The sequence below is a fragment of the Chryseobacterium lathyri genome, assembly GCF_019970085.1.
Taxonomy (GTDB): Bacteria; Bacteroidota; Bacteroidia; order Flavobacteriales; family Weeksellaceae; genus Chryseobacterium; species Chryseobacterium lathyri.
Genome location: NZ_JAHXYG010000001.1, coordinates 841,042 through 854,951, shown reverse-complemented (window position 1 = coordinate 854,951; position 13,910 = coordinate 841,042). Strand labels below are relative to the sequence as shown.

Annotated in this window: 8 protein-coding genes; all 8 read right to left on the bottom strand. The window is 34.0% G+C overall.

The window, feature by feature from the left end; translation table 11 throughout:
- Positions 1-11: 11 nt before the first annotated feature.
- The 8 genes from LC418_RS03890 to LC418_RS03855 all read right to left on the bottom strand — a co-directional run bounded on the left by LC418_RS03890 (position 12) and on the right by LC418_RS03855 (position 13,491).
- Positions 12-1,949, bottom strand: a complete 1,938-nt coding sequence (locus LC418_RS03890) for a putative porin (RefSeq protein WP_223558174.1) — start codon at positions 1,947-1,949, stop codon at positions 12-14.
- 33 nt (positions 1,950-1,982) lie between these two features.
- Positions 1,983-2,672: a hypothetical protein gene (locus LC418_RS03885; RefSeq protein ID WP_223558173.1), complete on the bottom strand. Its 690-nt coding sequence runs from the start codon at positions 2,670-2,672 to the stop codon at positions 1,983-1,985.
- Between the two features lie 70 nt (positions 2,673-2,742).
- Positions 2,743-4,125: a RagB/SusD family nutrient uptake outer membrane protein gene (locus tag LC418_RS03880; protein ID WP_223558172.1), complete on the bottom strand. Its 1,383-nt coding sequence runs from the start codon at positions 4,123-4,125 to the stop codon at positions 2,743-2,745.
- Positions 4,126-4,145: 20 nt separating this feature from the next.
- Entirely contained in the window at positions 4,146-6,980 is a 2,835-nt protein-coding gene (locus LC418_RS03875) for a SusC/RagA family TonB-linked outer membrane protein (protein WP_223558171.1), read from the bottom strand.
- A 369-nt stretch (positions 6,981-7,349) separates the two neighbouring features.
- A complete protein-coding gene (locus LC418_RS03870; RefSeq protein ID WP_223558170.1) occupies positions 7,350-8,003 on the bottom strand; it encodes a hypothetical protein in 654 nt (217 codons plus the stop codon).
- Between the two features lie 170 nt (positions 8,004-8,173).
- Positions 8,174-8,977 carry a hypothetical protein gene (locus LC418_RS03865; protein WP_223558169.1) on the bottom strand — a complete coding sequence of 268 codons (804 nt, stop codon included), beginning with the start codon at positions 8,975-8,977 and terminating at the stop codon, positions 8,174-8,176.
- Between the two features lie 19 nt (positions 8,978-8,996).
- Positions 8,997-10,610, bottom strand: coding sequence for a RagB/SusD family nutrient uptake outer membrane protein (locus tag LC418_RS03860; protein WP_223558168.1), 1,614 nt, complete (start codon positions 10,608-10,610; stop codon positions 8,997-8,999).
- Positions 10,611-10,632: 22 nt separating this feature from the next.
- Positions 10,633-13,491 (bottom strand): SusC/RagA family TonB-linked outer membrane protein, encoded by a 2,859-nt coding sequence (locus LC418_RS03855; RefSeq protein WP_223558167.1) that lies wholly within the window; start codon positions 13,489-13,491, stop codon positions 10,633-10,635.
- Between the last annotated feature and the right edge of the window lie 419 nt (positions 13,492-13,910).

The following is a 13,910-nucleotide window of genomic DNA, read 5'->3' as shown; positions in this document are numbered from 1 at the left end:
TGTTTTTGCTTTTAGTTGAACAAATACCACACAATACCAATATTCAATCTAAAATCGTAAACCGGATAGTGTGGAAATGCGTAAGCTTTATTATTGGAAATTACCGTTCCTATCTGCTGGCCTTCTACATAGAAGAACATTTTTTTAACCTTCATGTTAATATACAGATCTACAATAGGTTGTCCTCCGATAGAAAATGAATTGGCATCTGGCAGAATATATTCGTTTAAAATCGGGAAGTAATCTCTTGAGGCAAATTTTGAGAAATAATATACCTTCAAACCTGCCTGAATTTCCGCCGCTTTTTTAAATGCCTGACTTTGGAAGAAGAAATTGGCTCTTCCTATAAAACTAGGCATTGGAAGAAGTTCTTTATTCGTCAAAGCATTTTGGAAATGAAGCCTTGTATTAAGATGAAATTTACCATAACTAAATGTAGCATCTCCCCCGATTTGGGAAATGTTCAATGAATTGCTACTTTGTTCCGGCGCTCCATCAGCATTGAAATAGGTGTAATTATCTATTCTGAAATAGTTGGCAAAAATTTCTGTTTTGAACCATTTTAGATTAACACTTCCCCCAATCTCTGTTACAGTCTGATTCTTTGCATTCTCCAGATAGTAGTTGTATTTATTGTAAACGGAAGTATTTAAAAGATAATTAAATGACGGATAAGCACTTTGAAAATTTACTTTTGCATTCACAAAATAATCTTTCACCGGCTCAAACTTTATGTTATTGGCAGTTCTTAGATAACTCCCGAACTGGCTTCCATTGGAAAATTCTAAAAAGGATTTCAGCTGGAACTTATCCCAAAGTTTCACCTGAAGATTTCCTACCGCTCCAATTCTATTTTCTTTAAATTCGCCAGGAAGAGTAACTCCATTTACAGTCGCAATGTCTCTCACTCCAAATTTCAGCATCTGATAACGTACTCCACCATCAAGCTTGAATTTTTCATTATTGAAAACAAGGCTTAATGTATTGCTGAAGTTATCTGAATATTTTTTTGTGGTAAGAGGAAAACCGTTAGTTAATTCTGAAACGTTATCATACCAGTAGGGTTCTACTGCTCCCTGATTGTAAAAATATTTATTACCCTGATGAGACAACGTATGTCTTATACTGAATGGAAATTTTTCTGAATTGAACGGTGTAAACTGATGACTCAGATAGTATCTTCTGTATGAGTACTGAGAACTTGATGAAGCCAGATTAACCTGAGCATTTTGCCTGTTCTTATAATTGCTGTCACCATTCTGAAAAAGCTCATCTTCTGTGATTCCTCCACTTTCCTGATTGTTGACATTCTGATGAAGATAATGAGCAAACAATTCATAATTTCCACTCTTGGAAACATAATGTCCGGAAAATAAAGTATTGTTATTCGACGCTAATGAATTTCTATAAAATCCCTGGGAACGAAGTCCCATATACTCAAGAGCAAAATTAAACCTTTTCCCAATATTCTGGGTATAGGTAGATTTCAATGCGGCACCATTTTTCATGGCAGTATGGTAAATGAAGGCGGCAGTAGGTGTTTTTACATCATAATATTTTACATCATCAGCTCCGATGATCATATATGACTTGTTGGAAGGAAGTAAGGCCAGGTTCTGCTCCGGATTCACTTCATACACCAAAGGATTGAATCCTGCTCCTATATTGGCTACCTGAGCTCGCCCGAAATTATCTGTATTGTTATATTGTGAAAAGATATGGGTCTTATCAAAAGTCAGTACGGTATCAAAAACCTTCTTCTCAGAAAATTGGGTCTGATACTGATAATCATTAATAGTAGGCTTAAAGATTTTCAGTGAATCTTTTTTACCGGTGTCTATGACAAGGGTGTCTTCTTCTTTTTGCGGGCTTTTAATATCTGTTTTATTAACGACCTGGGCTTTAACATTAAAGCATACGAAGGTAACTATGACAAAAAAATATCTCATTGTAACATTTAAGCTACAAAAATATAAAATCTGTTACAATGTATTCATATAAGTTACCAGTTTAATTAGATCAGCTTCTGATTTAAAATTCACCTGCTTTTCTTTGATGAATGTTTCCACTTCGTCTGATTTTATTGGAAAATCACTTAAAAGATCCTTCTTGTTTTTAGCCATTTTAGTAAAAGATCCATTTTTTTTAATGATATAAACATCTTTTTCTTTGGCATAATAATCATTTCTATCTTTCGTAATCCCATTAGGACTCTTTTCTCCTTTTAACAGTTCTATCTTTTCTCTTTTATATAAAGAATATTTCTCAGGATTGTTTACCAATTGTACAAGATATCCAAATTTATCTTTTCCTTCTAAATTATAGTTTAGGCATTCATATACTTTACCATCAACAAATTTGATAATTTGTCCGTTTTCTTTATTGGCAGAATAAGTATCTTTTCCATTAAGAAATTCCATTTCATCACTAAAAGCATTATATCGAAGATCCGGAACATTATTCGAATATCCTGAAATACTTACTTTTTTAAAGCCATTCCCATTCACATATGGACTCCCATCCCTTATTTCTGTATCACCTATTAATTTTCTGTCTTCAAAAGGAAGTCTCTGAGCATTATTGGTACTTATATTTCCGCTTTTATTAGCATTCTGTGCAAAAGAGAATAAACTAAATCCTACAAATAACAGAGCTATATTGAACTTATTCATTTTAATATATTTTTAGACATTTAATATAAAAAAAAGCCTGCATGAACAGGCTTTTTTTGTTAAATTTTTATTAGTTATCGTAACCAGGGTTAGATTTTACAAGAGTTCCGGCAACATCAGTTTCTACTCTAGGAATAGGGAACGCTGTCAGAAGAGGGTTTGTACTAGCACCTGAAGGTCTTGGTACAGGATCTCCCCATCTCAATAAATCCCACAGTCTCAATCCTTCTCCAACCAATTCTTTAGCTCTTTCAAGCTTCAGGTCAGCCATAGTAACAGTTCCTGCGGCAGGAAGACCTCTGTTTACAAGAATCATATTATAATATTGAAGGGCTTTAGCAGCACTACCTCCGTTTAGTTCAGCTTCAACACCGTTCAGAATAACCTCTTCGTATCTTACGATCTTAATGTTATCTGTTCCTTCCAGATTTGGATATTTTCCGTTAAGATAATACTCTTCATCAAACTGGATCATTGAAGCATGTCTTCTAATATCATTTGTATCATACTCAGCAAATAAGTCTTCACTTACTACAGTATTTGAATATCCGTTATAATTAAACATGTATCCCCATGAATCAGTACTGTTTGATCCTGCAACTCCTACAGCAAGCTCAAAAATACTGTTATTTTGTTGTGGAAACTTCCAAGAGCTAACATATGAAGATGTTGGAATAACATTAAATTCAGTAGAAGCTACAATATCATTAACAAGTGTTCTTACTTTAGCATAATCTCCTTTGTAAAGATAATATCTGCTCATTAAAGCTTTAACAGCATTAATAGTTACATCTACAGATCCGGATGAACCTTCTCCAAAACTACTGCTGTTAGCCTCCATCATAGCAAGACCTGCATTAAAATCAGATTCAATCTGTGCTTCATTTTGAGCGATTGTTCCTCTTGCCTGCATAGCCTTAGGATCATACTTCAAAGGGGTTACAATACCCAAAGTACCTCCTGTATATTTCTGACCATAAAGTTTTAGTAGATCAAAAAAGAAAAACGCTCTCATAGCATATGCCTGACCAATATGGTATTTAACTGCTTCTTTTTCATCTACAGTTCCTTTGATACCATTAGGATCCGTACCAATCAGAATGTTAGCTTTGGCAACAGCCGTATAGATTTGTCTATACGTATCCCTTGCATAAGCATCAGCTGATGTCATGGTATAGTTATTTACTGTATTGTAATATCCCGCAGCACCATTACTATACATTTCATCAGATCTTACTTCTGCATATAATCCATAATCTCTTCCGTAATAACTAGGAGCTCTCATTGAAGTATACATTCCTCTTGCGAAAGACTCTACTTCAGTTAAACTTGTTAAAGGCGCCTGTTCTACATCTTGATAAAATTTTGTTTCTACGAAATCATCGCTACAAGAAACTGCAGCTATTGATACTCCGACTGCCACGACAGCAGCTTTTAGAATATTTATTTTCATAATATCTTTTTATTTATTTATTAAAAACCAATATTAACACCGAGGCTGTATGTTCTCATAATTGGTAAATTTAGGTCAGACGTTCCATCTAAGTTAATTTCCGGATCCAATTTAAGTCTCTTATCGAATGTATGTGTCCACATATTAGTACCCATAACAAAGATTTGTACTGAGTTAAGCCCTGAACCGTTTAGGAAATCTTTTGTAAATGTATATGAAAGTCTTGCATTACTTAATCTTAAGTAATCACTGTCATACAAGAATCTGGTAGAAGCCTGATTGGCACGCTTGTTTCCAAGGCCAAAAATAGGCTTTGGATTAGCTGCACCAGTATTAGTTGGTGTCCAGTAATCTAGCTGATCTGCATATCCAGAATAGTTGGCTGTATACTGTCCATCACTCATTGTATAGTTAGCCCAGTTGTCGTAGATTTTACCTCCAAATCCATAAGTTAACTGTGCATCAAGTCCGATTCCTTTGTAAGACATGTTGATGTTACCACCACCAAATATTTTACTTAAGAAACTTCCCTGAACAGCCTGCTTAGCCGTATTATAATTATTGGTAGTTTCTCCGTCAACTCCGTTGATATACCAAAGCGGATCTCCATTTGAAGGATCTACTCCAGCCCACTTTCTCAGATACCATGTTCTTGCACCTTCTCCTACTCTAACCGTCTGTAATGCTGTATTCACATCTCCTCCATATAATGAAGTAATTTCGTTATGTAAAGTACTTAGATTTGCCCCGATGGTTAAATTAAATTGGTCTCTGTCTCCTTTGAAAATATCTGCATTTACAGCAAATTCGAAACCTCTGTTAACAAGTGTTCCGATATTGTCAACATAGCTTGCAAGACCCTGAGCTGATGATAACGGAATGTTATAAATCAAATCTTCTGTCTTCTTGTTATAATAATCTGCAGAAACAGTCAATCTGTTTTTGAAGAATCCGAAATCAAATCCTACATTAAAAGGCTTAATCGTTTCCCATTTCAGGTTAGGATTGTATATTCCAGAATAAGAAGCTGCAGCCAGATCGTTGTAATTTGTTGAGTAAGCATACAATGCATAAGGGATAGCAGTAACCTGATTACCTACTTTACCATAAGAAGCTCTGAACTTCAAGGTAGAGATCGCATCTATATTTTTCATAAAGTCAAGTCTTGCAAGGTCAACTCCTAAACCTGCTGACCAGAAGTCACCTCCCTTTTGTCCAGGTGTAAAACGTGACAATACATCTCTTCTGTATGATAGATCTAATAAAACTAACTTATCAAAGTCATAGTGACCTGTTAATGCATAACCATATCTGCTGGTTTCAACTCTTGTCCCCGCAATTGACTGCATTTTCACAAAGTTAGTAATCGTTCTAAGGCTTAAAGATCCTACGGATGATGCTGATGCAGTAAGGTCTCTGAAATCAGATTTATAAGCTTCCTGAATTGCTGAGAAATCAAAATTATGTTTGTCTGCCAATCTAAAGTTATAACTTAAGATATTCTGAACGTTAAAGTTAAAATATCTTCTTGATCCTGCAATATTTAATCCATTATAGTTCGTACCATCACCATGTACCGGACTTCTGTATTCATCCTCTTCAAGCGTGATGTATTCAGGAGCAAAAACGAATCTGTATTTTAAGTTTTTAAGAATATCGTATTCAGCATACATATTACCAAAGATTCTCGCTGTTTTTCCTACCTGCGAATTTAAATCAAGTAAAGCTGCAGTATTGAATAATCCATTGGACATTCTTCCGTTTCCTCCCCAATAATATGTTCCATCTGCGTTACGTACCGGATCGGTAGGTCTTAAGAAATATTCGCTTAGAATAGGGTTCGCAAATCCGCCCCCGTTTGCAAGTGTACTGATTTTACTGTAAGAAAACTGTAAGTTGGTCCCGAATCTGAACTTATCTGTCGCTTTTACATCTATTTTATTGGTAAAAGTCAATCTGTTAAAATAAGAATTCTTTACAATACTGTTTTGGTCGAAATAGTTAATGGAATTATAGTAAGAAATCTGGTCATTTCCACCGGACATACTGATATCAGCACCTTGTACGTAAGCACCTCCATTATGAGACAATTCTTTTCTCCAGTCTGTATCTCCTCCTAATCTGTAAATCGCTGCTACTCCTGAACCTGCATTTCCATTTCTCAGATAATTCGTTGCAGCTTCAACAGTTCCAAGAGAAGGTAGTCTGTTCAACAACTGGTTTGCAACAAGATTCTGATACTCTGATGCATTCAATCCTCTATGTCCTTCAACAGCTCTGTCACTTACACCATGATTAAAGCTAACACTAAATCTAGGTTTTCCTTTTTTACCTGATTTAGTTGTAATAATGATAACACCTGCACCGGCATCTGCTCCATACACAGCAGTAGAAACCGCATCTTTAAGAACAGTTACACTTTCGATATCATCAGGGTTCATGTTTGCAAGGATGTTTGCAGTAACACTATTTCCTGAAAGGTCACCTGACGAAACTCTTACCCCGTCAACAATGTAAATAGGAGAAACACCTCCATTAATGGAAGCTACCCCTCTTACTCTTACAGAAGCAAAACCTCCAGGTTGTCCTGAAGATGAACCGGTCTGAACACCAGTTACTCTACCCTGTAACATTTTATCAACCGACGCAACAGGAATATCTTCAATAGCTTTTGCTTTCATTGTAGATGTAGAACCTGTAATTTCTGAAACAGCTTTTTTCTGTCCGAATCCAACCATTACTACTTCATCAATCTGAGTAGTAGATGCTGTGTCCTTTTTCGTCGTTTGTGCAAAAGCCACCTGTCCTAAGAAAAACAGAGCTCCAGCACTTAATACACGTAGTTTAACATTCATATTAACAAATTTTAATATATTTAATTCGCAAATATGTTAATAAATATTAACACTCACAAGTGTATTGACAGCGGTATTAACAACTGTTCGTTAATTAGTTCTGCTCATAATCTTTAAAATAATATGGATTAAGCAATATTATTCAGCATTATTTACATAATTTTTTTTTTTTTACTTAATGTTATTTTTTTTAACAAATTATTACCAATATGAAAAATATTATTTAGAATCGATATAAATTATATTTTTAAAAAAGTTGTTCAAAATCAAAGCCCTTTCTTAAGGAAAATAACCGCTAACCAACTGCAATATAGCTTTTAGCAAGAAAAGACAAAAAGAATAATATACATTTTGTCTTTCATGACCAACTTAATTTGCGAGTACTTCAATCAATGCATTATAATCTTCTATTTTCTTTAATTTATTTTGTTTAAAAAAGAGATCAAGATCAGAACTTTTAGCATTAAATGATTTTTTAAGATCCTTTAGAGTTAAAGGAATCAGGGTTTTAGTATCTGAGTTATATAAAAAATAGTCAGGCTTTATATTCGAAAATTTAGCTGGCATACTTTGATCATATGTATTTTCGGCAATTTTTCCTTTTGAAAATTTCACCATTTCTTTTCTCACAATACTAAAATTATTTTTTTCAGAGGAAGATTGAATATAGTAACCATCATTAATTAATCTTATGATATATTTATTATTTATATTAAAATATTCGATTCCTTCTTTAGGCACCTTGAAATATTTTTCATCTTTTTTCAGAATAATTTCATCATTATAAATATTGTATCTTAAAAGAAATGTACCCGTTTCACCCTTAATTGTTGAAGGTAAAAATTCTTTATCTAAAAAGGGCGATCCTTCATATTCATTGTCAGCCAGACCACTTACACCAATTTTATTAACAGCTTGTGACATCAACCTGTCATAGTTAAGCGTATTCAATGCTGTGTTTTTAATTTGAGAAAAGCAAAAACCAACACTTAATAATGATAATAAAAGTCCTATTTTTTTCATATCCGTTGTCTTAAATTAAAGCCTGTTTAAATTTCAAATTACACAAGGTAGGAAACCATACCATTATAATGTAATAAAATCCTATTTAGCATGAGAAAACTTGATTCTATAACTAAAGATTTTATTAAAGATAAAATTTAAACAGGCTATTAATATTTCTAAAAACCTATTTAATTCCCTACAAAACGCTCTTGATTGTTCCCATATCCAGCTGTAGTACCTTTAAGATAATAGTTTGCATATACTGTCAAAATTTTTGTACATGGATTAAAAGATGAAATCTGCGCTGCATCAGTAGACTGTTTAACCCAAATCTCTGCTCCAGCATAAGGAGCTGAACCATATTTGGACCCCGTATACTGATCCGGAACTGTCACAATATAGGTATCTGGATTATAATCTAAAACCAAATCAACGCCAGTATCCAAAAAGTCTTTAACTTTCAATTGCTTCGTTGTAGAAGACTGAACAATATCATAATTACCATTTACAGTATTCCAGAAAGCAACTGTGTTCTTGAAATTAGCATTCATAAGTGTTGCGGAACACTTTAATGACATCACCATGGTATAAGACTGATAGTCAATAATTGCATTTTTAATAGTACCCGACTGTAATGTGAAAGTTGCTTTCTTTGCATTAACAGATGCACCACTTTCTAATAACCTGATGGTGAACATACCATTATTCTTTCCTGAAGGATTATCCGTTCCTTTTACAATTTGGAAATCTACTCCTTCTTTTGCCGTTGAACTTGGATCCACAACCAATTTGACTTCATTATCTCCTGAAACAGTAGAAATTGTGCCATACGGTATATTAACGTCTTTCTGTCCAATGCCCTGCTCTACAAACTGATCAGAACCGGAAGTAATAAAGTGTAGATAGGACTCTCCCTCGTAATGAATAGCATCATTTGTACAAGATACCGTGAAACAGAAGAGTAATATGAATAAATAATTTATTGTTTTCATTTCTAATTTTTTAAAAAAATTAATATCCCGGATTTTGTTGAATTGTTGGATTCCCTTGAGTTTCAGCTCTTGGAATAGGTAAAGATTTCATACGATAATCATCAATTGGAATCGTTACAGGAATTGATTTAAGATCATCTGTTGGATGTCTGTCAATTGCAACTCCAGCAATTGCTCCCAATCTTTTTAAATCCAAATACCTGTGCCCTTCCAGATAAAGATCTTTTCTTCTTTCTAAAAGAATATCTGCATAAGCTGCCGGCTTACCGGAATAAACAGGCAGGGTAACAGGGGTAGTATAACTCCTAGCATCCCTAACATTCTTTATATATCCAGCAGCACCAGCAAAATTACCTTCTTCAACTGCACATTCTGCAAGAATAAAATACATTTCAGAAAGTCTGAAAACAGGAAGATCATTTCTTAATGGCGCCTGAGATACCACTTTTTCTCTGTAAATATCTGTAGAAACTGGATCCGGCATTAACTTAGGCCTTCCAGGATATTTATCTATAACTAGCACATCTGCCTCTCTATAAGTAGTAATAGTAGCATAGTTAGCATCTATTTTAGCCGTCGGATCAATATAAGCATATCTCCTAATGTCACCAGGAACATTCAGTAAATTAAACGTCTTTCTCCCCATATCATATAATATAGAACCATTTAATGATGATGAATTTGACGCAAATAAACTGCCAATATTTCCCCATGCCCCTACTATAGGTCTATTTAATGCAAATAAAATCTCTCCTTGAATGGTATTATTCAACATTTTAACATAAGGGTTTCTAGTCAAATAATCATTCAATGTCTTATGTGCAGCATTATTCTGAGCCAAAGTACCAGGAATAGCGCCTGGAATAGAAGAAGACAATGGGCTAGTCAAAACAAGTCCAGAAGTATTCAATACAGCCTGCGCGGCAATTTTAGCCTGAGGATACATTCCTCTATACAGATAGTATCTTGCTTTAAATGCATTTAGAAAATTCTTACCTATTCTGAAATAATCGCCATTAACTGCTGCTAAATTAGTTTCAGCATATGCAATATCAGCATCAATAAAAGAAAAAATGGCTGAATTATTAACTCTTGGCACCGTTTCCGATAATCCAGGGACATGATCAATCAACATCACACCTAAAGCATTAGGATCTTTCATATCTGTAGAAAAATAGGACAGAAGCGTAAAGTAAGAAAATGCTCTCACCAATCTTGCCTGAGCCAATATATTATTATACTTAGCTTGATCAGCGGCAGGTGGTGTTATTTTAGCAGCACCTTCCATAAGCCTGTTTACTCTGTTGATGGTTGTATAGTTACCTAACCAAATATTAGCTGTCGGGCCATTGGTAACATCCAGATAAAACTGATGGGCACTTAATGCCAATTCTGAATTCTGAGGCCCCATTCCTAGTTCATCCGTCAATTGTGCTGAGAGAAATAAATTATTAGTTATATCTAAACCGGCATATACAGATCCGTTAAGATACTTATTCATATCTTCGGTATTTACAAAAGTATTTTCCGCATTCAGTTCCCCATCTTGAATAATATCCAAAGCATCGTTACAAGAAGACAAGCTCAGAGAAACAAATGCAGATAAAATTGCTATTTTAAAAATATTTTTCATATTGAAATTCATTAATTGTAAATTAAAAATCTAAGTTAACCCCAAGTGAGAATGTTCTCGGGTTAGGATATACACTTAATGGGAATGTTCCCAATCCTTCAGGATCATATCCTCTCCACTTAGTCCATGTCATAATATTTTCACCCTGAACAAAAATCTTAGCAGACTTAATTACAGCATTCTCGTTAAAAAATTTCTTTGGAACATTATACCCAAATGTGATATTTTTCATTCTTAAATATGAAGCATCAAACAATAACCTATCTGTTATACTTGATACTGGTGCATTTAAAGCAGGAATATCTGTGTCGCGATTATCCGGCGTCCATGCGTTAAGTAAATCCGCAGACACATTATATCCGGCACGCATATAAGCAGGATTTAAAGCCCAAGACAACTGGTTATCTGATCTCCAGAATTTAGCCTGGAAAGAGAATAGGACATCTAAGAAAAACCCTTTATATTCACTATTTAAACCGAAGCCTCCTGTGTATTTAGGAAAATAATTCTTGCCTGTTTTTCTTCTGTCTTTATCTAAAGCCTGCTCAGCAACGTTTCCGTTTGAATCCAGATATAGTTCATTCCCATTATTAGGATTAACTCCAAGATAAGGCACTAAATTCCACTCATTAATAGTACCGCCTTCTTCAAGAAGCAAAGAACCTGTCGTTACAGGAACTAAAAGTTTAGTAATTTTATTTTCATTATATGATGCATTAGCAAAGACACTCAGTTTGTAGTTTGGATTAACAAGCACATTGTATCTTAATACTAATTCTACACCTTCATTTTTAAGGCTTCCATAATTCCCCCTGTAGTTATACTGACCAAGGATGGCAGAAGATGGAATATTATAATAAAGCATATCTGTATTTTTTCTGTAGACATCTATATTTCCTTCAAGTCTGTTTTTAAGCAACTTAAAGTCCATACCAATATTTGCCTGCTTTATTTCTTCCCATTGCACCGTGGCATTGGCAAAATTATTCAAAAAGTACCCCGGCGTATTCCCATACCCATTTCCTACAACATTAATTTCTCTACTGATACCTGTTGCAAGCAATAAAGGGTTTGTATCATCTCCAGCAGCAATAACGTTAGCATTTCCCTGCGTACCATAAGAGGCTCTTAATTTCAGCATATCGAAGAATGAACCACTCATGAATCCTTCCTTATCAATATTCCAGCGTCCTCCAACAGACCAGAAAGTTCCCCATTTATTTCCTGGGGCAAATCTATAGCTTCCATCCCTTCTCAATGTTCCACTGAAACCATATTTATCTGCAAAATCATAATCTGCAGTAGCAAAATAAGACAATGCTCCAGCCGTAACTTTATTCGCACCTACTGCTGGTAAATAGATGTCTTTATCCGGATCAAAAGCAATATATCCTACTCCGGTACCGATTGCGAACGTCTTTGGATCCAATCCGTTTTGCACCTGGCTGCTAGAATAAAAGTGAACCTTATTATATTCCATATAAGCGCCGAGCCCTATAGTATGATCTCCAAATACTTTATTATAATTAACACTCGTTACGGTTGTAAAGTTTAATTCTCTTGAATTGTTTATCGTTTCACTCCCTCCATATTCTATTCCTGCATTTGAAGCTACAACTATTGAAAGGTAGCCGTTAGGATGTCTTCCTGCAAATGAGTTTGCATATTTAACATCCACTCCTGTTCTGTTATTTAGAGTAATATCATCTGTAAGCTTATAAGAAGTAGTTGCACTTGCAAAAATTGAAGTTTCATTAAATTTACCAAATACAGACTGATCCCCTCTTAATACATCCTCTAAAACATAAGCAAAATTTCCATTTGCTGAAGAAGCATTCCCAATAGCATTAAATAAATCCCTACCACTACCATACTGACCTGATTTTAGATACGGTAAAGCAATAAAAGATCCTAGCAATGGATTTTGAACAACATTTCCATTTATTCCGGAGTTATTTTCTTGATTTAACTGACTTCTTTTAGAATATCCCAAACCAATGATTGCGGTATAATTAAATCTTTTATCTTCGGATCTACCTGTAATATTATTTCTAAATGTAAATCTTTGGAACTTAGTATTCGGAACAAGACCACCTTGCTCTAAATACCCAAGAGAGGAATATACTGATGTATTTTCACCTCCAAAAGTCGCTGAAATATTATGTTGCTGTGTAACATCAGCTTTAAAGAAAGTTTTTTCCCAATTAGTATTTATATCAAAATCAGCAATTTGCTGATCAGTCATCGTTGCACCTTTCAATGCACCACCATTTTTTTGAATCCTAAGTAATTGGTGTGAATCTGCTATATTATATTTATTCTTAGGCATTACACTTACCCCGGTCAATGCAGAATAACTTAACTTCAGCTTAGAATTGAATTTCCCACCTTTAGTTCTCACAAGCAATACACCATTTGCTCCCCTATTACCATAAATGGAGGTAGCGGCAGCATCTCTTAAGATTGAAATAGATTCAATATCCTCTGAATTCAAATTCCTAAATTGATTAGCTCCTGTAGGTACACCATCGATAATCACTAATGGCTCTGTATCTGCCGAAAGTGATGAAATACCTCTAATCACTAAATCAATTTTTGCAGAACCAGGAGAACCTGAATTTGATGCAATGGTTACTCCCGGAGCAGAACCCTGTAATGAATTCAAGAAACTTACATTAGGCCTATTCTCCAAAACTTCAGCATTAACTGTAGTATTTGCACTTACATCTTTAGGTTTTGTGGAAGTTCTATTGTAACCAAGAATGACAACTTCTTCAATATCCTTTGTCTTAGCAGTGTCAATCTTTTTTTTCTGAGCATCGTACACTCCATTCATAAAAAACAGAACACCAATACTCAACACACGTAATTTAATATTCATATTAACAAATTTTAATAATCATCCGACAAATATGTTAATAAATCCTAATATTTACAAACAACAAAAATTAAAATAGAAGTAAATTTTATCATTATTATAATAATCACATATTAATGAATAATTATTAATCAAAGAAAACAATAAATAATTATAAAAACAGAAACAAAAACATTAAATTAATCAAAATAATTCTATTTTACAAAAATAAATATTATTCAATTTAGAATCAATATAAATTAATCTATTAGTAAAAAAAATATAAAAACAAAATAATGAATATCACTTAGTTACGGATAAAAAAAACAGATAAACTCCAGATAATTCACTATTTTCAATATAAATTGAATTATAAAAAACTCAATAATAATAAGCATTCACACAAAATCAATACTAGCAAGTGATAAAGTTTTTACTGATAT

What these genes read in the sequence shown, in the direction of transcription:
- LC418_RS03890 (WP_223558174.1), bottom strand. Translation starts at nt 1,949, where the DNA reads ATGAGATATTTTTTTGTCATAGTTACCTTCGTATGCTTTAATGTTAAA.
- LC418_RS03880 (WP_223558172.1), bottom strand. Translation starts at nt 4,125, where the DNA reads ATGAAAATAAATATTCTAAAAGCTGCTGTCGTGGCAGTCGGAGTATCA.
- LC418_RS03875 (WP_223558171.1), bottom strand. Translation starts at nt 6,980, where the DNA reads ATGAATGTTAAACTACGTGTATTAAGTGCTGGAGCTCTGTTTTTCTTA.
- LC418_RS03885 (WP_223558173.1), bottom strand. Translation starts at nt 2,672, where the DNA reads ATGAATAAGTTCAATATAGCTCTGTTATTTGTAGGATTTAGTTTATTC.
- LC418_RS03855 (WP_223558167.1), bottom strand. Translation starts at nt 13,491, where the DNA reads ATGAATATTAAATTACGTGTGTTGAGTATTGGTGTTCTGTTTTTTATG.
- LC418_RS03865 (WP_223558169.1), bottom strand. Translation starts at nt 8,977, where the DNA reads ATGAAAACAATAAATTATTTATTCATATTACTCTTCTGTTTCACGGTA.
- LC418_RS03870 (WP_223558170.1), bottom strand. Translation starts at nt 8,003, where the DNA reads ATGAAAAAAATAGGACTTTTATTATCATTATTAAGTGTTGGTTTTTGC.
- LC418_RS03860 (WP_223558168.1), bottom strand. Translation starts at nt 10,610, where the DNA reads ATGAAAAATATTTTTAAAATAGCAATTTTATCTGCATTTGTTTCTCTG.